Here is a 21,605-nt window from a genome sequence, read left to right on the forward strand (position 1 = left end):
GCGATAGCGATCCTTGTGGAGTATCCCATCTCCTCTCTTATGTAAGTACATGCTTTTTTTTCTGAAAATGTCTGATCTTATTGGCCAGAAAGAACCTTCAGTTTGCTTTCATTGCTATTGGTACCTGCGAAGTCATGAAGGTTTAATCACTTGTCGTTACTTCCTTCACTCCACCAGTACGTTTTAATGTCCCCCAGGTATTTAATTCACCTTTAATAGCCTTTCTCACCGACTTAAATAAAACGAAATACATCAGCTGACGCCAGAAAAAACGCTGCGGAAACAGATAAATTAAATTTTTAAGTTTTTCGCCCTCCATCTTGAAAGCAATACCTGCGAAGAAAATATCCACAAACACAAAAAGAATGTAATAGAACATCACCTGACCAAAACCATTATGCAACGAAAACAATCCTGCTATTCCCGTCCAGCTGATCCCATTCACTTCGCTTAGGGAGAAAAGACCACTTATCAGCGAGAACAGCATAAATATATCAGCCAATGGCGCAAATAAAGGAAGGATGATCTGAAAGATCAGGATATTAGGCATCCCCACCATACCAAAATAGCCATATTTAGGATTCAATAGGGTCTTCTTATTCTTCCAAAAACTCTGCAAGACACCAAAGCTCCAACGGAAACGTTGCTTGAAAAGCATTTTGACCGTATCTGGTGCTTCCGTATACGCGATTGCTTCGGATGAATTTCGTATGATATAGCCAGCTTTTAGAATGCGCATCGTCAAATCACAATCTTCGGCCAATGTATCCGTTGTAAATCCGCCAACCTCTAAAATAACGGATCGACGAAAAGCACCAATGGCCCCCGGGACTACCGATATCATATTGAGCAGATCAAAAGCTCTCCGATCCATATTCTGTGAAGTTACATACTCGATCGATTGCCAATGCGTCAATATATTGTGCACATTGCCCACTTTAACGCTTCCGGCAACAGCAGCGACAGACGATTTATTGAAATATTTCATCAATTGTTTTAGCGCATCAGCCTTGAGCTGTGTATCGGCATCAATACAGAGCACAAACTGTGCATCGGATTGCTGAATACCATAATTGAGCGCAGATGCTTTTCCGCCATTAGGTTTTGTAAAAAGCCTCACTTTGGGGTGATCACCATACATCTTACTGACCATCTCAAAAGTCTTATCGTTGGACCCATCATCTACAAAAATCAATTCATAATTCGGGTAGTCCAAATTCAATAGGCTTTTTATCGTTGCCAAAACTGTTATTTCCTCATTATAGGCAGGAATGATCACACTGACCTTATCCCGAGGGTCCAAAACCAATTGAGATTGCTCTTTTTTACTCCTTTGTTTTTGTCTGATCGCCAAATAAGCAATCATTGCAGTTCTAAAAATTGCCAATACTATCGCAACGGAGAAAACTAGATTAAGGAAAATATTACCGTAAAACAAGGTACCTAAGAACAAGCGATTGGAAGATCCACTAAATCCCGAATCGGAAGCATTTTGTACAGGCGGCATCAGCTCATCACGCTTCTTGCCCATTAAATCACCAATTGTCGCGAATTTATAACCATGGGATTTAAAGTAATGAATAATACGAGGCAGCGCTTCTATCGTAGCTTCCCGATTTCCACCAGCATCATGTAATAGGATAATATTCCCATTATCGCGCTGTTTAATGACTTCATTGTAAATTTCATCTGCAGTACGGCCCGGCAACCAGTCGTTGGGATCAATATATTCACCTATATTAATGTAATTTTCCTTTCGGCTCTGAGCAACGGGCAGAATTTCGGCCACAGTCTGGGGTTCAGCATCTGCGTTAAAAGGCGCCCGGAAAAGGATCGTACTATGGCCGGTTATACACTCAATAATCTTTCGGGTCGCATTCAACTCAAACTTAACACGGTTGGGCCCTATGGTAGACATATCGGGGTGAAAAAAAGTATGATTACCGAGTTCGTGTCCTTCTTGATATTCTCTGCGGACCAGGTCCATATTTTTTTCAGCCATCACGCCAACAAGGAAGAAAGCTCCGGGCACACGTTCTTTTTTTAAGATGTCCAATACCTGCGGTGTATAGGTAGGGTCAGGACCGTCATCAAAGGTGAGAACCACAGTATTGTCTCTTTCTCCAAAACGCTTAATGACATAATTACTCGGTGTCTTCACATATTCCTGTCCCTGTATCATCGCTGTTGATGGATCAAAAGCAAATTTAACTTCTCCTGGAGCTGGACTATTTACCAAGTCCAAAATTTCGCCGTCACCAATATATTGTATACCACCGACATTGATCTGGGTTATTTTTCCGAAGTCAACGGGATCTTTTTTCAAGTCTTCCCGATCCAATGATCTTGAAATAAATGACCATAAACGGGCGTCCTCACTTCCTAAGCGCCAGAGTGCAATACCCGCTAATCCCCAGTCATCTGCTTTGCGGATAAGATTAAAATAAGTTGCTGCGTCAGTAAAATAAACATCATGAGACATCCCTGACCCATCTTTATAGCTAAAGTTGAGATTTGCAGATTCGGGATCAAAAGTAATTTTGGCGTTGTAATTATGAGCCAAAATTACGGCGTTATCATAAGTCAAGGTCTTGCCGACACTGCCTTTTGGCCAGTCATATCCATAACATGCCAGAGCCAAAATCACCTTATCTGCATCGATCTTATTGCAAAGCTCATCGAGATTCTTTTCGACCCAAGCTTGATGTGAAATGGCACCGGCATTACTTTCAATGGAATGCTGATCATAAGCCATCAAAATAATGTAATCGTTGTACTTTTGTAGTGCAATAGGATCATAATCATCATTTTCAGGTGAAATATCCTGTGTAACGAGAAGGCCTTCTGTATGAAATATAGTATAGATATGTGCCATAAAATCGTTCAGCGGCTTGTGGTCGTCCAACTGTAAATTCTCAAAGTCAATATTTATTCCAGCAAAACCATTTCGCTTTACTTTGAGAAGAATGTCGTCTATAAAACGTTGTTGTTTATCCCGATTAAGCAAGATGGCTTTTACAGTCTGCCCGTCAAAATCGTTACCACTGAAATTGGAAATCTGCGCGATTGCTTTGCGTTTATATTGATGAATCACTTTAAGCGCAGCAGTATCGGCTTTATCGACTACTGTATCCTGATTGGGCACAGTAAAAAAGGACTCCATAGCAACCATATCCAAATGACCGATATTGCGACGTAAATCAGATAAAGACTGCTCACGCACTTCATTGGACCAAGAACTCACATAAAATCCCATATTGATTCTATTTTTGGTACCAATATGTTTTAAATGCTTTAGTTCTCGATCACGTCTAATCTTTTCCAGTTCGGATTTTACAACTGTAAACTCCTTGAATTGTTTGGATTTCTTTAATTTTGCGGTGGACTTTTCCGTTAGTGGCGTGCTGGTATTAATTATGGGAAAAGGAGGAATCTGAATCTTTCCCAATGTATACACCACACATATAACACCGATGATCAAACCGATCACTAATGCGCTGCTCATCCATGAAAAAGCGTACCAGCGCTTTTTGCTTGACGTCTGAAAAATCTGTTTTCCTGACATAATCGTATCCTGATTTACTTCGGCTAAGCTACATCAGAAAATGGTCCAAAAAGTTGGTGAATAGCTTAAAAATTTCTTAATTTTTTCAAGTGATTCATTCTTCAAATTGCATCTAAATTTAATTATATTCGTTAAAACGTAATACACTGAATTAAAATCTTTTATATGAAATCAATATACGTGCTCTTGCCCCTCTTTTCCTGTCAGGTCTTCATGGGCTGTGGGCAACCCAATGCTATCGAATCGAAAACCCAATATACAGATTCAGCCGCCACACAGCCCGTACGAACTGACGGAAGTCAATTTATTGACCCTAAAGGATTGACTGTCAAAGCACGTATTTTATTACCACAAGGCTTTAAAAGACTAAGCTACAAGGCTTGGGAATTCGGTAATTTTCTGGAAAATCTTCCATTATACCCTATCGGGCAGGAAGTACATTATTATGACGGAAAAATTAAACCACGAAATAACGTCTACAATAGTGTTGTGAAACTTGACATAGGAAAGCGCGATTTACACCAATGCGCCGATGCTGTCATGCGACTCAGGGCAGATTACTTATACCAACAAAAGCGGTATAAGGATATCAAATTTAACTTTCTTTCCGACGGTAAACCCCGCGCATATATAAGCTATGCAAAAGGAGATTATTCGTACCCAACCTATTGGAAATACCTCGAGTATATTTTTGCTTATGCAAATACTTCTTCGCTGCACGATGAACTTCCCAACGTAAAAACAACACAAGAAGTTAAAATTGGGGACACTTTTATTCAAAAAGGATCACCTATTGGTCATGCGATCATCGTAGTTGATCTCGCAAAGAATAGTGCGGGAAAAACAATTGTATTGCTCGCGCAAAGTTATATGCCTGCTCAAGAGATACAAATTTTGAATAATTGGAATAACAGCAAACTTAGCCCCTGGTACGACGTAGATCAAGATATTATTAAAACCCCGGAATGGATATTTTATCCTAAAAATCTCAAAACCTGGAAATAGTCCGCAAGGAAGAACGATACTGCTAAAATCTAACAGGCGTCGACCGGCGCAATCCGTAAAAAATAATAAAAGATATTTTTGTCTTTTATTATAAATTTCTATTTTTGTACACGATAGTCATTTGCAAATGTATGCTATCGAGACATAAAGCAGCTTATCAGCTGGAGACAAAATTTTTAGTTCCTTTATTTTGGCAAAATAAAAGACAAAAAGGTATTTAAATATTTTATTATGATTACTGAAGCACAAAAAGAGTTAATTAAGGGCACTGTACCGGTATTACAAGAACATGGAGTTGCACTAACCAGTCATTTTTACAAACGTATGTTTACGCATAACCCTGAGCTTAAACATATTTTCAATATGGGAAACCAACAAAATGCGAGACAGCAAACGGCTTTAGCTACAGCCGTTTTAGCCTATGCGGAGCATATTGAGAACCCTTCCGTTTTGTTGGCTGCAGTCAAACACATTGGACAGAAACACAGCAGTCTCCATATCCGCCCTGAGCATTACCAGATTGTAGGAAAGCACTTATTAGCTTCCATCCAGGAAGTATTAGGCAATGCCGCGACGGATGAGCTTATTGAAGCCTGGAGAGTTGCCTATTTCCAACTGGCCGACCTTATGATCGGCGTCGAAAAAGATATGTATGATCGAATGATCCAAACAGAAGGAGGCTGGACCGGCTGGAAACCATTTACGATTGTAAAAGTAGAATCAGAAACAGCCGAGATACAATCTATCTACCTCAAACCCACAGACAATGGACGACTCCCAAAACACGAGGCCGGTCAATATGTAAGTGTCCGGGTATTTCTTCCTGAATTACACCTGTATCAGCCAAGACAATATAGTCTGTCCGATGCGAGCAATGGTGAATACCTTCGCATTTCGGTGAAAAAAGAAGCTCCCGAGGGAAAACCTGCGGGCATGGTAAGCAACTATCTGCATCAATACTTTGAGGTTGGCAAACAGCTCGAACTCACAGCACCGACAGGTTCTTTTCAATTGATTGAGAGTGAAAAACCATATGTATTCGTTAGCGGTGGAGTTGGTCAGACCCCTTTAATCGCGATGTTAGAGCATTTGGTTGACAGGAATGAAGATAAAGCAATCACTTGGATCCATGGCTGTCGCAACCGTGATCTCCACGCATTTAAAGAAAGGATAAAAACACTGGAAAACCAAAATCCAAACATCACCAGCTTTTCTTTCTATGATGAAGCGCAGGATACGAATTCGGAAGTGCTATCAGGGTGGGTTGACCTGTCTAAAATCGATGCCATCCACCTTCCGCTGGAGGCCAACTACTACCTATGTGGACCATCAGGATTTATCAAAAAGCACTTTCAGTACCTAACTGATCAGGGCGTTCATACCGAGAATATTCACTTCGAAGAATTTGGCCCTGCATCTCTGCAGCTGAATTAATCAATTAGTCCACTTATCAAATAGTCATCCCTAATTTTCAATCATTGGCGGATGGCTATTTTCGATTTTGTACATTTGCAAAAAGCAAAAAGATTATGGGCATTTTTTCTAAAACATGTGAATATGGACTACGGGCAGTTTTTTTTATTGCACAAAGTTCGCAAGAAAATAAACGCGTAGGCATAAAAGAAATAGCTGAGAGCATCCATTCTCCAGAAGCTTTTCTAGGAAAGATACTGCAAAATCTCAGCCGGGCAGGTATCATTCGTTCCATGAAGGGACCCGGCGGTGGATTCTACCTCGATAGCGGAGATATGTCCACACCGCTATCGGAAGTCGTCAAAGCAATCGACGGCGAGAGCCTTTTTGTCGGATGCGGTATGGGGCTTGAATTCTGCTCTGAACAGTACCCTTGCCCGCTGCATCACGAGTTCAAAAGCATACGCAACAACCTTTTTGAAATGCTCCAAAAAACAACAGTAGGCCAGTTCAACGATGATCTAATTAAAGGCAAAATCCTATTAACTAAAAGCCATATCAACCCTCATAAAACCGGCGAGACCCCATCAAAATAAGGGGTTAAATCGACAGCTTTTTACTTTATTCCATCCTGCTTTCTTCCATTATCGATTCATCAGAAACGAGATATTACACCTTTTCCATACAAAAACAAAAACTTCATATAATAAACATAATAACACTGAAGATCATAACAATAAATAGAAATAGAATACTTAAAAATATTATTTTAAAGCATTCCGTTGCTATTTGTTCAAATGATTCAAAACACCTCTATATTCCAGTAAGTAATGCAAAGGGAACAGCTTAAGACATCATTTCGGATGCAATCTGTCAGCGGTGTATAACCCCTTGAAAATAATGTTCCTCTTTTGCATGACAGCCCCATTTTGATATCGAAACAGATATTTTCTCATCGAATTTCAGCCCGTTTTTTGGTTGGTTTCAGCGCTTTCCTTAGGGTTAAACCACCGTCAATAGGGTCATTTTAATGACCAAACTCCAACTTTATCTGTTTTAAACAACACCGAAAACAAACGGCTCTAAATAAAATTATTAATCTTTATTTTACAAATACTTACAGTTCTTATATAAACAAAAAAAACAACCTTAAAGAAGTGGTAAATAAGCCATATCCATCATAAAATTGGTATGGATATAATTTTATCCACACCAATTTTTGCGATTAGCAAACATTTTAAACAGGTTGAATTATCTGTTTATACAATGCCCCATTTGCACACTTCCGCCGTCAATCACAATTTCAGATTAGACCTTTCAAAACCCAAATCCGCCACCTCTCACCTTAAGCATCAAAAATTGGTTATGCAGACATCCGGCGTTCAAAGCCGGTCGCTTTTTTCCAGGGTTTCAAGAAAGACTTGATGCATCCAGTACGTATGAGCAGAGCATTGCGGTTCTACTGGTCCGAACGAAAACTGACAGGACAATCACTGATTTTTTTGAACTATTTTGAACACTAAAGAACAGCACAACAAGCTCCCGTTCCCAATTATTTAATTTGAGACCTTTTTAAAGCGAGATAAGACAACTTATATCGAAAGAACCTCACTTACCTTCCCCGACCTCATTAAGCCCTTATAGACGAACTAATCGAGTCGTAGATGGTAGAAGAAAAGACACTACAGGCCGCCACTTTTCATTTAACATCAATTTTAAGCGATTTAAGACAACATCTCTCAATTCCTTAAGGAATCCACACTCCTGCCGAAATAACGCTTAGACGAGCCTAAAACAGCGGTAACGAACTTTTCCTCTCACACCTCTCCCAAGCAGCCACGGCACTATAAGTGATTTAAAGCAGCGAAAATACAGTCCACAGGTACAATAAAGCCTTTAAATACAGAATTATCAGCTAGAGATGCTAAAGAAAAAGAATAGTTAAATCAAAAAAACACAAAATGAAGGATCCAAAAAGAAAACAAACTCTTTTATTATATTTAGACTTTTCCAGAAAACTATGAGCAGTACTACATCAACACTAGGATCATTTCTAACAACAGAATTAGGCAAGACAAGAAAAACCCGCAATATTATAATGGCCTTTTTCTTTGTTATATTCGCTTTTTTTTACGGATTCTTCCTTTTCACATTTTTCCAGAAATGGTCAGATAGCGACGACAGACTCACTTTTTTCTACAAGTCACTCCCTACCCTATCCTTTCTTTTTGTTTATTTAGGTTTTATATTTGGCCTTCTTATCTGGATAGTCTATATTAAATATCAAAAATTCATTCGCGCATTACAACGGTTAAACGATGCTGACCTGGAAATTTATCAACAATACACCAAGTGCTTGATCCGTATAAATGCTACTATTGCCCCTTATCTTTTCTGCGAAAATGAAATTCTGTTCTTTCCTTTCATCGGAGACAAAAACATCAGGGTGGATCAAATTCACCGTATTGAAACGAAAATCATTCGGCATTCCCGCGGGCCAAACAGCTATCGCATTTTTTTCTACAACGAATTTAACAAAATCTATCAGGTGACAACCCATCAGAAAGGTGCCTTTGATTTCCTACAGGAACAGCTTCGAAAGAAAAATAGCGATTTGATCATTGTAGCCAGAAATCGATAGACACATCAGTTCACCCAATCTCCGCTACACGACTGCCCCTGTTATTTCCCGAAGCATTAACAACAAACATACTCTGCATAATTGCCCGATTCGGCAACATCCTTAATCACACGGTTACGCTCTTCAAGGAACCGGAGCATATATCTTTTGAGAAAGAGCCATTCTGCCAATCGTCCCAATAGACCAAGCGGAGCCCTGAAATTGAACACATCACGCATGAGTACACTACCTTCTTCGAGCTCCTCGAAGATATGCTGATGATCCATGGAATGAAACACCCCCTGAATCATCCGATCTTCGAAAAAACAAGGCTTTTCCATCGCAGTTATCCGAATGGTCAATGTTTGCTTTACACCAAGATGTTTCGCCTGCCAGCGGACCTGTTGTCCTGCTTCAATCAGCCCCGCCGTAACCCCTCCAATCGCTTTTTCTCCTGTTTTCTTTGTCGAATACATATGCAAATCAATACTGCGCGCCAAGTCAAAAACAACAGACAGGGGAGCTTCTATCACAGTATCTAAAATAAGTTGCGGCATAACACTTTTATAATAAATTTGACGCTAATTTCGTAAAATTCAGGAATTTCTTTAGGATCGAGTACGAGAATTCTCTAAATTGGCTACCATATCCGAAAGACGGCTAGACAATAATCATGATAACATTACTTCGATTCGAACAATCAGATTTAACTCCAAAAATCTGAAACAACGAAAAGCTGAAGTACAAATCTCTTTAAATTCAACAGCGGGATCTCGCGACGAAACATACCCGCATCAGCGCAGCCCACAATAAGGAGACCGGTTGCTCCTCGCGCCGTTCAACAAAATGTTTATAGGATTCGGCAATCCTACGAATCCAGCTACAGATTTCAACAAAATTTTCAAAAATAAATCTATAATTATCTATCAACAATGACCTTATATTGCTATCGGAGCGCTAAAAAACAGGCCAAAGAATGCAAAAAAAAACCTTTGTTTGATTCCAACCATGATGACATCAAACAAAGGATCTTATATTAACAGCACTTCAAAGACTAAATGCTTTCTTTCCTATTAGTATTCAATCAATACTTCAGTGACCTGTGCTCCTTGTTTAGCACTTTTGAATTTAAACTTCACTTTTTGATTGAGGTTTAGTTTCTGTCCGACAAGACGATCATTGAAATAAATTGATTGCTGCGTATCATTGTCCCGAATGAATCCATAATTGGACTCTGTATTGTAGTGAACAACCTTTCCAAAAGAATAGTCATCCTGATGATTTGAGGACATGCTGGGACTTTCTCCTTCTTTCAATTTTATTGCAGGTCTATCAGAGATATTCCCATGTTCGTCAACATAAGCAAACAATTCTTCTAACGACTTCCCTTTGTCATTATTTGTTTTGTTGAATTCTTTTTTCTCAATTTTCTGTTGTTTTTTGAGTAGTTTCTTTTTTTCTCGTTCTTTTTTGTTAAATGTAATTTGGCTTTTGCTCATTCAATATGGATTAAAATAAAATGTTCCCGAAGAGGTTACGGACCTTTAGAGCTTCGTTGAAAAGATAAAAATGCGAGGTATACTAAGGAGATAATTACAAAGATAAGAAAAATTCTTCAAAAATGGAATATCTAAAGATCTTGTGCCCATAGATTTTAGGCTAGAACCAATCCGTTTCTTCGATTTTAAACAGTAAGGCAAATACTATCATCTTATTGGCTGAAAGTACTCTAGTTCGGCTTTTGGGCGCAACAAGCATTTTCGACCTTGGTCGATCTATACCCTACCCGGAAAACCAGATCGATTTCGAACACAAAAATTGAAAACTTTCATAAAACAAAAAGATCATTTGGACGTTATTTTGAGAAAAAACTATGGAAATAAGAAACATCGAAAGGGAAGACAGAGGCAATTTTATTGCAGAAGTTGAAGATAATGAAGCTGGAATTTTAGAGTATACTTGGCAAAACGATCACGAGTTTTCTATTGATCATACGGAAGTCTACGACGAATATAAGGGAATGAGCGTGGGTAAGAAGCTGGTATTGGAAGCTGTCGATTATGCACGAAGGAACGATGCCAAAATTATCCCAAATTGTCCTTATGCAAAAGGGATTTTCGACAAAACAATAGCCTTTCAAGATGTATTAGCATAAAAAAGCCGTTTTATCGAACTGATAAAACGGCTTTTTTCATAGTCTATTAGCAGGTTAAACTACAATATTGATTATTTTCCCTTTGACAAAAATAATCTTTTTGATTGCTTTCCCATCTAAATGCCGTTGTACATCAGCATGTGCTTTGATGGTATCTTCTACTGCTTTTTGATCTAAATCAAGTGCTAATGATAGATTGAATTTCATTTTACCATTGAAAGATACCGGATACGCGAATTCCGACTCAACTAAATATTCTGGTTTAAAGACAGGATATGAAGCGTACGAAAGCGTGCCCGCTTCATTTCCCAGCAGTGCCCACAGCTCTTCTGTGATATGTGGCGCATAAGGCTGGAGAATGACCACCAATTGTTCCAATATTTGTCGTTTATTGCACTTCAGATCCGTCAATTCATTGACACAGATCATAAAGGCTGATACGGAAGTATTGAAAGAAAAACGCTCAATATCTTCTTCTACCTTTTTGATAATTTTATGTAAAGCTTTAAATTCTGCTTTAGATGGATCGCCATCAGAAACATTGAAATTACCTTCAGCGTCGTGGAAAAGACGCCATACTTTACGCAAGAACTTATAAACCCCTTCAATACCATTGGTATTCCAAGGCTTAGCTTGCTCCAGAGGCCCCAAAAACATTTCATATAGACGCAATGTATCTGCCCCATAAGATTCAATAATATCATCCGGATTGACCACATTGAATTTGGATTTTGACATTTTCTCGACCTCACTGCCGCAGATATATTTACCATTTTCCAATACAAATTCAGCATTGGCAAAGTCCGGCCTGAAGTTTTTGAATTTTTCTAAATCCAACATGTCATTGGAGACGATATTAACGTCTACATGCAAGGGAATTGTTTGATAATCGTTTCTCAAACCATAGGAGACGAATTGGCTGGTACCTCTGCCCTCTTCATCAAGCACGCGGTATACAAAATTTGAACGTCCTTGAATCATTCCTTGATTAATCAACTTACGGAATGGTTCTTCCTCATTCTGGTAACCTAAATCTTTTAAAAACTTGTTCCAAAAACGCGAATATAATAGGTGCCCTGTAGCATGTTCAGAGCCTCCAATATATAAATCCACTGCTTTCCAATAATCTACAGCTTCTTTGGACGCAAAATCACCTTCATTCTTCGGATCCATATACCTAAACCAATACCACGAAGAACCTGCCCATCCTGGCATGGTGCTCAACTCATATTCGTATTGATCTTCATATTTCCAATCTTTGGCTCTACCTAAAGGAGGTTCTCCGGATTCTGTTGGCAAATATTTATCCACCTCTGGTAACAATAGCGGTAGTTCTTCCTCCTTAATTAAATAAGGTAATCCATTTTTAAAGTAAACGGGCACCGGCTCCCCCCAATAGCGCTGACGACCAAAAATAGCATCGCGCATGCGGAAGTTTATTTTCGCCTTACCCAATTTAAGCTCCTCTAATTTTGCAATTAAAGCTGGTACAGCCTCTTGATAAGTCATACCATTGATAAAATCGGAATTGATATATTTCCCATCCTTATTAGGGTCGGCTTCTTCTTCAATATTTTGTGAATCAGAAATAGGAATAATTTCTAGGTCGAAATGTTTGGCAAAAACATAGTCACGTTGATCGCCACTAGGAACAGCCATAACGGCACCTGTACCGTATCCTGCAAGGACATAATCCGCAATCCAAATTTGTACATTTTGTCCTGAAATCGGATGCTTGGCGTAGGAACCTGTAAAAGCTCCTGAAACTGTTTTTGTATCGGCCATACGATCCAATTCAGATTTTTTTGCCGTCTTCTCGATATAGGCATCAACTTCAGCTTGCTGTTCAGGAGTTGTCAATGCGGCGACCAATTCATGTTCGGGTGCCAAAACAACAAATGAAACACCAAATATAGTATCTACACGCGTTGTGAAAACTTCGATGGCCGTATCTAATTGCGGTAACGGGAATTTCACAGAGGCACCGACCGATTTTCCGATCCAGTTTCTTTGCATTTCAACTAATGGTTCTGGCCAATCAACCGTATCCAATCCGCTTAACAAGCGATCAGCATAGGCTGTAATACGCATAGACCATTGCATCATCTTCTTTTGCTCAACCGGATAACCTCCACGCTCAGAAACACCATTGATTACCTCGTCGTTTGCCAATACTGTACCTAAAGCGGCACACCAGTTTACAGTACTTTCTCGTAAATAAGCAATCCGATATTTCAGCAACTCACGTTGTTGTTTTTCTTCATCAAAAGATTTCCATTCTTCGGCGCTGAATTCTAAAACATCTTCATCAGAAACCGCTGTAATGGAAGCAGAGCCACTCGCAGCAAACCTTGCTATCAATGTTTCGATCGGTTCAGCTTTATCTGATTCTTTATTATACCAAGAATCAAACAATCTCATAAAAATCCACTGCGTCCATTTGTAATATGCGGGATCGGAAGTACGTACTTCGCGGCTCCAATCATAAGAGAATCCAATGTTATCCATTTGTTCCCGATAACGATTAATATTCACCTCGGTCGTAACAGCAGGATGCTGCCCAGTCTGAATGGCGTATTGCTCTGCAGGAAGACCAAAAGAATCATAGCCCATCGGATGCAATACATTGAAACCTTTCAAACGTTTATATCTTGAAAAGATGTCCGAAGCAATATATCCCAGGGGGTGACCAACGTGCAATCCAGCTCCGGAAGGATAAGGAAACATATCCAATACATAGTATTTTGGCTTTTGATGCGAATCAGATGTTTTATACGTTTGGTGATCCGCCCAAAACTTTTGCCACTTTTTCTCTAATGATTTGTGATTATACTCCATTTTTATTCGTAAGGAATTTTTATGACTTGCGAAATTACGATTTTAATACCGAAATGTGATAAAAGTTTTGTAGTTTGAACAATAAATTATAGTATTGAAAAGTTATTTAAACATAGATAGAAAACGAAGTTCGAATTGATTTTATCAAAGTAATTACAAGATTAATTCGAAATCTTCCAACTCAAATAGTTACTTTCGCAAATAAATTTTTGCTTATTATGTCAGAATACGAATTAAGCACACAAAAAAGAAAAACAAAATCTGTATATGTATCTACGGTTATCAGTATTGCACTTGTGCTATTGGTAACAGGTATGTTGGGATTACTCTTGGTGCACGCTAAAAATCTTTCGAAATACGTTAAAGAAAATATTGTCTTAAATGTCATCGTCAATGATGGCACTAGTGAAGGTGATGTACTGTCCTTGCAAAAAGACCTTGAGAAGGATCCGTACGTACTACGTACTGAATATATCAGCAAAGAATTAGCTGCAAAAAATTTAAAAGAAGATCTTGGTGAAGATTTCGTACAATATCTGGGGCATAACCCACTACTACCCTCTTTGGATGTTTACATGAAGGAGAATTATGCGAATACAGATAGTATCAAAACTTTTATTGAGAAGATCTCCAAAAACAATAAGATCAAAGAGGTCGTATATCAGGAATCACTGATTGACATGGTCAACAAAAACGTGCGTATTATCGGTATGATTGTTTTGGCTTTTGCTGTGATCCTACTCATCATCGCCGTAGCTTTAATCAACAATACCATCCGTCTTGCAATTTACTCACAGCGTTTTCTGATCAAAAGTATGCAACTTATTGGAGCGACTAAGAACTTTATCCGCAGACCATTTATAACTTATGGCATCATTCATGGTTTACTGGGATCTTTGATCGCGATTTTACTTCTCATTTTAACGCTTAAGTTTGGGCAGCAGCAGATACCTGAACTGGTCTTTTTACGCAACTGGTTTGAATTTGCAGTGATCTTTTTAGGCGTAATCCTAATTGGGATTCTCATTTCGGGACTCAGCACCTACTTCGCGGTGACAAAATACTTAAAGGCACAATCTAACGATTTATACAGATAAAAAATGGCTCAAATAAAGAAATCTACTGAATCAGTCAATAAAGGTTCATTTGTATTCTCCAAAGTAAATTACCAACTTTTTATAGCTAGTTTAGCTGTTGTCATTATTGGCTTTGCATTGATGTCGGGTGAAACTGATATTTATAGTTTTACCAAGATTACCTTAGCCCCTATTGTTGTTGTTCTCGGGTTTGCGATAGGATTCGCAGCAATTCTGTACCGCCCAAAAAACAAATCCAACTAAAGCATAATCTTATTTTAAACTGATGTCTATTATTGAAGCTATCATCCTTGCTATTATTGAAGGATTAACGGAGTTTTTGCCTGTTTCTTCGACAGGTCACATGATCATTGCTACTGCCTTAATGGGTATTCAACCATCAGCATTTGTCAAATTATTTACGATTGTCATCCAGCTGGGAACGATATTATCGGTTCTCGTACTATACTACAAACGTTTTTTTAAAACGCTTTCTTTTTATTACAAATTGATCATCGCAGCTATTCCAGCTTCGATCCTAGGTTTGTTGTTCAACGATTATATTGATGCACTATTAGAGAGCCCTTTAATGGTTGCAGTGATGTTAGTGGTCGGTGGTCTGGTGTTGCTTTTTGTAGACAAGTGGTTCAACAAACCAACTGTAGAAGATTCAGACAAGGTTTCCTACAAACAGGCTTTTATGATCGGTATATATCAATGTCTGGCATTGATCCCGGGCACATCAAGATCTGCAAGTACGATTATTGGCGGTATGGCCGAAAAATTAACGCGTAAAGCAGCGGCGGAATTCTCCTTTTTCCTCGCTTTGCCGATGATGTTTGGTGCTTCAGCAGTAAAACTTTTGAAGTTTTTCAAGGAGGGGAACACCTTTACTGGCGAAGAGCTTAATTTACTCATCATAGGAAATCTAATTGGTTTTGTTGTTGCGATTGTTGCCATTAAGTCCTTTATTGGCTTTTTGACCAAATATGGTTTTAAAGCATTTGGTTGGTACCGAATCATCATTGGTGTTATTATTCTCGCCCTTCTGCTTTCGGGTCATAGTTTACAAATTATCTAAAATCTTCGATGGAAAATATAGAGGTTAGTGAAAATTCCGCGAAGTTCAACTTTGCCGAAGGAGAAATGCTGTTGATTGATAAACCTTTAACATGGACAAGTTTTGACGTTGTTGGTAAAGTTAGAAACTCCATCAAACCGTTAAAATTAAAAGTCGGTCACGCGGGAACTTTAGATCCGCTTGCGACCGGCTTACTTATTGTTTGCACAGGCAAACTCACAAAAAAAATTGACAGCTACCAAGCTGAGGACAAAGAATACACTGGTTCGATCACACTGGGAGCTACAACGCCTTCTTATGATCTGGAAACAGAAATTGATGAAACCTTTGCAATCGATCATATTACGAAGGAAATGATCCTTGAAGCTGCGAAATCCTTTGAAGGAGATATTCAGCAATTTCCACCAGCCCACTCGGCTATTAAAATAAATGGCGAACGCGTGTATGAAAAAGCCCGACGAGGCGAAGAAGTTGAAATAAAATCCCGTCAAGTACGTATTAATAGCTTTCTGATTGAAAAAATCGAACTTCCCAACGTGTATTTTCGTATCTCCTGTTCAAAAGGAACCTACATCAGATCACTGGCTTATGACTTTGGAAAAGTCTTACAGAGCGGCTCTCATCTGAGTTCTTTAAGACGCACCAAAAGCGGGGATTATAAAGTCGAAAATGCATGGAATCTAGAACAACTTATCGCTGAAATAAAACGTCATAAAGAAATCATTAAATAACTTTACCACCCCATTTTATTGATTCTTTATCTTATTTTTGCAAAAACTCCTATAAATGAAAATCTACAGAAGTTTAGATGATTTCTCACCAGTTGAAAATGCAGTTGTAACCATCGGTACTTTCGATGGTGTCCATATTGGCCATCAAAAAATATTGGCGCATTTAAAAGAAGCAGCTCAAAAAATTAATGGTGAGACAATTCTGCTTACTTTTTTCCCACATCCACGGTTGATTATCAATCCGGATGATGATAGCTTACGCTTAATCAACGATATCGAAGAGAAGGTCAGTCAATTGAGTAAAGTAGGAATTGACCACTTAATTATCATTCCTTTTTCCCGTGATTTCTCCAATCAGACCCCGGAAGAATACATTAGTAATGTTCTTGTAGGCAAATTGGGTACCAAAAAGATTGTGATAGGTTATGATCACCATTTTGGAAAAGATCGTAAAGGTACTATGGGAGATTTAGAGCAGTTTGCCTCTATATTTGACTACAGCGTTGACGAAATCCCCGAACAGGATATCAACGATATTGCCGTATCTTCCACGCGAGTACGTGAAGCTCTCATCAAAGGTGATATCAGAACGGCTAATCTTTATTTGGGTTATCCGTTTGAATTGACAGGAACCGTAATCAGAGGTGACCAAATAGGGCGGACAATCGGATTTCCAACAGCGAACCTGCAGGTCCACGAACCGCATAAGCTCATACCAGCCTATGGAATATATGCTGTGGAAGTATATATCTATAATCATATCCAAAATATCACCACAGGAGAGTACAGAGAGGAAAGCCCTGTTTCTATTGCCAAAGGTATGGGTTATATCGGGACTAGGCCTACTGTAGATGGTATGAATCGTGCTATTGAAATCAGCCTATTTGATTTCGATCAGGATATTTATGGCAAGACACTACGTGTAAAATTCCTCCATTTTATCCGTCATGATGAACGGTTCGATTCACTTGAAGAGATGAAAGCTCAGATCAAAGCAGACGAAGTCGAAATCAGGAGCCTAATTGGATAACAGCATATTATTTACAACATAAAAAAGCGGGAATTCCCGCTTTTTTATGTTGTAAATAAGTAGTTTCTCTACTTGTAAAGGAAGTGTATTTACTTAAGAAGCGCTTCTATCCCCAGTCTGTAGCTATCTAGACCGAAACCACAGATCACCCCTTTACAATTCTTTGCCAGGAACGAATGATGGCGGAATTCCTCTCTTTGATGAACATTACTGATATGAACTTCAATAACAGGCGTAGTGACAGCTGCAATTGCATCGCCCAGGGCAATAGAGGTATGTGTATAAGCCCCCGCATTCAATACAATTCCGTCAAATTCAAAACCAACTTCGTGGATCTTATCGATTAATCCCCCTTCTGAATTGCTTTGAAGATAATGCAATTCCGCCGTTTCAAACAGTTCTTTCAGCTCTTCAAAATAGCTCAGGAAATCCTGGCTGCCATAAATTGATTTTTCCCTTACACCCAATAAATTCAAGTTTGGGCCATTCAGTATGAGGATTTTTTTCATTGGAATATAATTATTTTTTGTGCTGGTCCATTAACAATTCGACTACGCGCAATTATTCTGTTTAAATCTATAGTTTTTAAGTCATCCTAAGATAGCAGAGCTGCAGGAGTCGGAGATTTATACTGAGATAAAGCAAGCAATCACTCCCCTATCCTATCATTCTGCCCTAACACATGCTCGTGAAGACAAACTATATAGATGACTGCTCTAACACAGAACAGAAACCTTATAGTTTGTCTCATTTCAAGTCTAGATCAGTTTATAAAAAATTCTACAAATCGTTATAAATTGCACGGAAGCTTGAGCGAAGTCCAAATGAAACCACTCCTGACTTATTGACAACAGGCGTTTCATATTGCGCTTTTGCATATCGCTGAGTATAGCCGAGTTCTAAACGAAGATTATACTTCGGATTGAGCACATAGGCAGCCTTAGCATCTGCATAGTAGATATTATTCTTTATTCCCTGTGCAATATGGTTTCCATATAAATTTGGTATAGTTCGATAAGACTGAAATATATCCCCTCCCATATTACTTCCATCTGGCAGATCAAGTCCATTTTGGGTAAACATACCCTGCAATGAAAAATCCCATCGATCCCAAGCATAATTCACGAGGCCAACAAACTCTCTGAAGTTCGCTCCTTTCGGATGTGCCAATGGCTCTGCGTTGTTGCTATAGTTGGAATACGATTTAAAGTGTGCATATGTATAAGGTCGAGCCGTATTATATTCGGCTAAAAAGTTCAGGTTCTTGACCCCAAACATGTCATACCCTCTTACACCAAGTTGTGCCCCCCATTTATTATGCGCATATCCGTTCCCCGCAAAAAACTCTTTCGCTGTAAATTCCCCTAATAAAAACTGTCCATATGCAGTCAAATTATAAGGAAGTTTATATTTTGAAGTTAACCCCAAAAACATTTTATCTGGTGAGGTCGAATTATTACTTTCGACAGGCCGGATAAAGATAATTGGGCTCAGATAACTAAAATCGAAACCTCTTTTCCCTGCTTCATCCTGCGCAGCCCAAACAACAGATTGGAAAAAGCCTAACGACAACTTATTGGTTACATTCCAATCCAAATATTGAAAGGCGCCCCATTTCTTTCCATCTCCTAAACGTGTGTTATTTTGCCCCTCCATCGGATATGTGCCTGTTAAATCCTGTCTTGGATGCGTTGGATCATTCATGTAGGCCCAGATCGAAGTATATTGAACATTTCCAATCGTCCCCGTCAATTTCAGATGCGCATAATTTGAGGAGAAATCTGATAAAAGCATGGATCTATACCCATCCCCTATAAAGTTTTTGTCGTAAGCCAAAGTTGCCTGAATATACTTATGGGCATCATAGGTCATGCTCGCTGTCGCATACATCCAGTCCATTTTATTTTTAGACTGAAATTTCGTATTTCCCTGGCCAGGAACAACTTTATGCGCAACAATATAATCATCTAGGTATTTTGGAAATACCGCCTGACTTTCAAATGCGGAAGTATTGAATGTAAATTTATTTCCGACGTTCAATCCCACCTGAAATCCTCTGCTATTCATCCAAGTACGTCGTTTATCGCCCTGCATATCCTTTCCAATATAAAGATCAGGTAAAAAATCAGCGTAGAATGTATAATCGTCCTTTTCAACCTGTACAAGATGTTCATTAAAAATCTTGCGCATAAACCAATTGGATGAAGAAACGGGTTTATTGGATTGTATGGAATCAAACTTGGCTAACAATAAAGAGTCTTTAATGACGAATGGTTTAGCCGAAGTATGCATTCTTGTCTCCGTAGAATAAACAACATCGTTCATTTTTTGATAAAAATGATACGAGTAAGGTTGGCTCTTAATCTGGGCAAAACCTGCGAAGGAAATTCCTACTCCCATACCCACCAGTACAATTCGGAGTAAATTATTATTTTTTATTATATTAAGCCTCATAAAATTATTTCAAAAATTATTTTTTCTAGCAAAATGCATTCCTAAACGCAAATTAACCGAATAAAATTGACTTTATTCATATGTTCAGTCAATTATATCATGCTAAATCGTATTTGCTGTTCCTTTTATTCAAAAATATTTATATCTTGCATCTCACTAAATAACCTTATATAATATAAAACAGCCCTAATAAGCATGAAACGCAGAACATTTATCCAAAACGCAAGCCTGTTGACTGCAGGTGCACTTACAAGCAAATTTTCATTTGCTCAGGAACATTCTTTTCCCACTGTACGTACTGTTAAGGAGAAAAGACTTTTTTCCAGCAAGGTAATCGAAGATGCAATTGTAGAATTTCAGAAAAATGTTAAAAATAAGGAACTGGCTTGGTTATTTAACAACTGTTTCCCGAATACCTTGGATACGACTGTATTTCCCTATGTTCAAAATGGCCGTAATTACACCTATGTGATCACGGGAGATATTGATGCGATGTGGTTACGCGACAGCAGTGCTCAGGTATGGCCGTACCTCCCTTTTATGAAAAAGGATAAAAAATTGCAGGATCTTATTGTTGGTTTAATCCAAAAACAAAGCAAATGTATCAATATTGATCCCTACGCTAATGCATTTTATAATGACCCGACAAAAAAAGGCGAATGGTTCAGCGATCACACCAATATGAAACCAGGAATCCACGAACGAAAATGGGAAATCGATTCATTGTGTTATCCAATTCGGCTGGCCTATCATTACTGGAAGGAAACGAACGACAGCAGTCCATTTAATGAAGAATGGTTAGCGGCTCAACACAAGATCTATCAGACTTTCGTTGAACAGCAGCGTAAAGATAGTTTAGGCCCTTATAAATTTGAACGGACAACCTCCAGAGGATCTGACACTTTACAGGTAGATGGCTATGGGTATCCTGTAAATCCGATTGGTTTGATCTGCTCTAGTTTTCGACCTTCAGACGATTCCACTATTTTCTCATTCCTGATCCCCTCCAATTTATTTGCAATCGTTAGCCTTAGACAGTCTGCCGAAATTTTGAAGAAGGTCAAAAATGAACAGGCACTCGCAGCTCAAATGGAAGCACTGGCCAATGAAGTGGAGGCAGCGGTCAATACATATGGAATCATAGACCACCCTACATTGGGAAAAATATATGCCTTTGAAGTAGATGGATTTTCGAGTCATCTGATGATGGATGATGCAAATATTCCTAGCTTGTTGGCCCTACCTTATTTAGGAGCTGTAGATATAAATAATGAAGTTTACCAACGCACACGGAATTTTGTTCTTTCCGACAAAAACCCATTCTTTTTTAAAGGAACAGCAGCAGAAGGCATTGGTGGCCCGCACATAGGCAGGGATATGATCTGGCCGATGTCCATTATCATGCGGGCGCAGACCTCAACAAATGATGATGAGATTCGTAATTGTATTAAAACCCTGGTCAATACACATGGTGGAACCGGATTTATGCATGAATCTTTTCATAAAAACGATCCTAAAAAATTCACAAGACATTGGTTTGCTTGGACAAATACATTATTTGGCGAATTAATTTGGAAAATATATAAAGAGAAACCATCTTTGCTTCAATAAATCTGAAACTTATAACACAATGTTAT

Annotated in this window: 17 protein-coding genes; 11 read left to right on the forward strand and 6 right to left on the reverse strand. The window is 38.7% G+C overall.

Translation table 11 applies throughout. The features are described from left to right. Positions 1–142: 142 nt before the first annotated feature. Positions 143–3,565 carry a glycosyltransferase gene (locus B3C94_RS18925; RefSeq protein ID WP_293906600.1) on the reverse strand — a complete coding sequence of 1,141 codons (3,423 nt, stop codon included), beginning with the start codon at positions 3,563–3,565 and terminating at the stop codon, positions 143–145. Between the two features lie 165 nt (positions 3,566–3,730). Between B3C94_RS18925 and B3C94_RS18930 the strand changes: the two genes are divergently transcribed. The 4 genes from B3C94_RS18930 to B3C94_RS18945 all read left to right on the forward strand — a co-directional run bounded on the left by B3C94_RS18930 (position 3,731) and on the right by B3C94_RS18945 (position 8,624). Next, positions 3,731–4,570, forward strand: coding sequence for a DUF4846 domain-containing protein (locus B3C94_RS18930; protein ID WP_293906602.1), 840 nt, complete (start codon positions 3,731–3,733; stop codon positions 4,568–4,570). A gap of 231 nt (positions 4,571–4,801) precedes the next feature. Continuing rightward, positions 4,802–6,004 carry an NO-inducible flavohemoprotein gene (gene hmpA, locus B3C94_RS18935; RefSeq protein ID WP_293906604.1) on the forward strand — a complete coding sequence of 401 codons (1,203 nt, stop codon included), beginning with the start codon at positions 4,802–4,804 and terminating at the stop codon, positions 6,002–6,004. 95 nt (positions 6,005–6,099) lie between these two features. After that, entirely contained in the window at positions 6,100–6,579 is a 480-nt protein-coding gene (locus tag B3C94_RS18940; RefSeq protein ID WP_293906606.1) for an RrF2 family transcriptional regulator, read from the forward strand. 1,424 nt (positions 6,580–8,003) lie between these two features. Continuing rightward, positions 8,004–8,624, forward strand: coding sequence for a hypothetical protein (locus B3C94_RS18945; protein ID WP_293906608.1), 621 nt, complete (start codon positions 8,004–8,006; stop codon positions 8,622–8,624). Between the two features lie 56 nt (positions 8,625–8,680). On the opposite strand, the gene B3C94_RS18950 is transcribed toward B3C94_RS18945, so the two are convergent. Together B3C94_RS18950 and B3C94_RS18955 are read right to left on the reverse strand one after the other, a co-directional pair. Continuing rightward, complete coding sequence (locus B3C94_RS18950; RefSeq protein ID WP_293906610.1) at positions 8,681–9,160, reverse strand: SRPBCC family protein; 480 nt, start codon at positions 9,158–9,160, stop codon at positions 8,681–8,683. A 516-nt stretch (positions 9,161–9,676) separates the two neighbouring features. Further along, positions 9,677–10,102, reverse strand: coding sequence for a cold-shock protein (locus B3C94_RS18955; protein ID WP_293906612.1), 426 nt, complete (start codon positions 10,100–10,102; stop codon positions 9,677–9,679). Between the two features lie 374 nt (positions 10,103–10,476). On the opposite strand from B3C94_RS18955, the gene B3C94_RS18960 reads away from it, so the two are divergent. Beyond that, positions 10,477–10,758, forward strand: a complete 282-nt coding sequence (locus B3C94_RS18960) for a GNAT family N-acetyltransferase (protein WP_293906614.1) — start codon at positions 10,477–10,479, stop codon at positions 10,756–10,758. A 54-nt stretch (positions 10,759–10,812) separates the two neighbouring features. On the opposite strand, the gene leuS is transcribed toward B3C94_RS18960, so the two are convergent. Further along, entirely contained in the window at positions 10,813–13,596 is a 2,784-nt protein-coding gene (gene leuS / locus B3C94_RS18965; RefSeq protein ID WP_293906616.1) for a leucine--tRNA ligase, read from the reverse strand. Between the two features lie 218 nt (positions 13,597–13,814). Between leuS and B3C94_RS18970 the strand changes: the two genes are divergently transcribed. The 5 genes from B3C94_RS18970 to B3C94_RS18990 are packed head-to-tail and all read left to right on the forward strand — an operon-like array spanning position 13,815 to position 17,514. Next, on the forward strand, positions 13,815–14,693 hold the full coding sequence (locus B3C94_RS18970; RefSeq protein WP_293906618.1) for a cell division protein FtsX: 879 nt from the start codon (positions 13,815–13,817) through the stop codon (positions 14,691–14,693). Positions 14,694–14,696: 3 nt separating this feature from the next. Continuing rightward, a complete protein-coding gene (locus B3C94_RS18975; protein ID WP_293906620.1) occupies positions 14,697–14,936 on the forward strand; it encodes a DUF3098 domain-containing protein in 240 nt (79 codons plus the stop codon). Positions 14,937–14,958: 22 nt separating this feature from the next. Then, positions 14,959–15,753 (forward strand): undecaprenyl-diphosphate phosphatase, encoded by a 795-nt coding sequence (locus tag B3C94_RS18980; RefSeq protein ID WP_293906622.1) that lies wholly within the window; start codon positions 14,959–14,961, stop codon positions 15,751–15,753. A gap of 8 nt (positions 15,754–15,761) precedes the next feature. After that, on the forward strand, positions 15,762–16,484 hold the full coding sequence (gene truB / locus B3C94_RS18985) for a tRNA pseudouridine(55) synthase TruB (RefSeq protein WP_293906624.1): 723 nt from the start codon (positions 15,762–15,764) through the stop codon (positions 16,482–16,484). 55 nt (positions 16,485–16,539) lie between these two features. Further along, complete coding sequence (locus B3C94_RS18990) at positions 16,540–17,514, forward strand: bifunctional riboflavin kinase/FAD synthetase (protein WP_293906626.1); 975 nt, start codon at positions 16,540–16,542, stop codon at positions 17,512–17,514. A gap of 89 nt (positions 17,515–17,603) precedes the next feature. Here the strand turns inward: B3C94_RS18990 and aroQ are convergent, their stop codons facing one another. Further along, on the reverse strand, positions 17,604–18,023 hold the full coding sequence (aroQ, locus tag B3C94_RS18995) for a type II 3-dehydroquinate dehydratase (RefSeq protein WP_293906628.1): 420 nt from the start codon (positions 18,021–18,023) through the stop codon (positions 17,604–17,606). A 271-nt stretch (positions 18,024–18,294) separates the two neighbouring features. Then, a complete protein-coding gene (locus B3C94_RS19000; RefSeq protein ID WP_293906630.1) occupies positions 18,295–19,968 on the reverse strand; it encodes a gliding motility protein RemB in 1,674 nt (557 codons plus the stop codon). Between the two features lie 195 nt (positions 19,969–20,163). On the opposite strand from B3C94_RS19000, the gene B3C94_RS19005 reads away from it, so the two are divergent. Beyond that, the gene (locus B3C94_RS19005) at positions 20,164–21,579 is read left to right on the forward strand and encodes a glycoside hydrolase family 125 protein (RefSeq protein WP_293906632.1); all 1,416 of its coding nucleotides are present in this window, start codon (positions 20,164–20,166) and stop codon (positions 21,577–21,579) included. The last annotated feature ends 26 nt before the right edge of the window (positions 21,580–21,605 follow it).

This window comes from Sphingobacterium sp. UBA5670 (assembly GCF_002420705.1).
In the GTDB taxonomy this organism is placed as follows: domain Bacteria; phylum Bacteroidota; class Bacteroidia; order Sphingobacteriales; family Sphingobacteriaceae; genus Sphingobacterium.

What these genes read in the sequence shown, in the direction of transcription:
- leuS (WP_293906616.1), bottom strand. Translation starts at nt 13,596, where the DNA reads ATGGAGTATAATCACAAATCATTAGAGAAAAAGTGGCAAAAGTTTTGG.
- B3C94_RS18960 (WP_293906614.1), top strand. Translation starts at nt 10,477, where the DNA reads ATGGAAATAAGAAACATCGAAAGGGAAGACAGAGGCAATTTTATTGCA.
- B3C94_RS18945 (WP_293906608.1), top strand. Translation starts at nt 8,004, where the DNA reads ATGAGCAGTACTACATCAACACTAGGATCATTTCTAACAACAGAATTA.
- hmpA (WP_293906604.1), top strand. Translation starts at nt 4,802, where the DNA reads ATGATTACTGAAGCACAAAAAGAGTTAATTAAGGGCACTGTACCGGTA.
- B3C94_RS18980 (WP_293906622.1), top strand. Translation starts at nt 14,959, where the DNA reads ATGTCTATTATTGAAGCTATCATCCTTGCTATTATTGAAGGATTAACG.
- aroQ (WP_293906628.1), bottom strand. Translation starts at nt 18,023, where the DNA reads ATGAAAAAAATCCTCATACTGAATGGCCCAAACTTGAATTTATTGGGT.
- B3C94_RS18970 (WP_293906618.1), top strand. Translation starts at nt 13,815, where the DNA reads ATGTCAGAATACGAATTAAGCACACAAAAAAGAAAAACAAAATCTGTA.
- B3C94_RS18930 (WP_293906602.1), top strand. Translation starts at nt 3,731, where the DNA reads ATGAAATCAATATACGTGCTCTTGCCCCTCTTTTCCTGTCAGGTCTTC.
- B3C94_RS18975 (WP_293906620.1), top strand. Translation starts at nt 14,697, where the DNA reads ATGGCTCAAATAAAGAAATCTACTGAATCAGTCAATAAAGGTTCATTT.
- B3C94_RS18940 (WP_293906606.1), top strand. Translation starts at nt 6,100, where the DNA reads ATGGGCATTTTTTCTAAAACATGTGAATATGGACTACGGGCAGTTTTT.
- B3C94_RS18950 (WP_293906610.1), bottom strand. Translation starts at nt 9,160, where the DNA reads ATGCCGCAACTTATTTTAGATACTGTGATAGAAGCTCCCCTGTCTGTT.
- truB (WP_293906624.1), top strand. Translation starts at nt 15,762, where the DNA reads ATGGAAAATATAGAGGTTAGTGAAAATTCCGCGAAGTTCAACTTTGCC.
- B3C94_RS19000 (WP_293906630.1), bottom strand. Translation starts at nt 19,968, where the DNA reads ATGAGGCTTAATATAATAAAAAATAATAATTTACTCCGAATTGTACTG.
- B3C94_RS18955 (WP_293906612.1), bottom strand. Translation starts at nt 10,102, where the DNA reads ATGAGCAAAAGCCAAATTACATTTAACAAAAAAGAACGAGAAAAAAAG.
- B3C94_RS18990 (WP_293906626.1), top strand. Translation starts at nt 16,540, where the DNA reads ATGAAAATCTACAGAAGTTTAGATGATTTCTCACCAGTTGAAAATGCA.
- B3C94_RS18925 (WP_293906600.1), bottom strand. Translation starts at nt 3,565, where the DNA reads ATGTCAGGAAAACAGATTTTTCAGACGTCAAGCAAAAAGCGCTGGTAC.
- B3C94_RS19005 (WP_293906632.1), top strand. Translation starts at nt 20,164, where the DNA reads ATGAAACGCAGAACATTTATCCAAAACGCAAGCCTGTTGACTGCAGGT.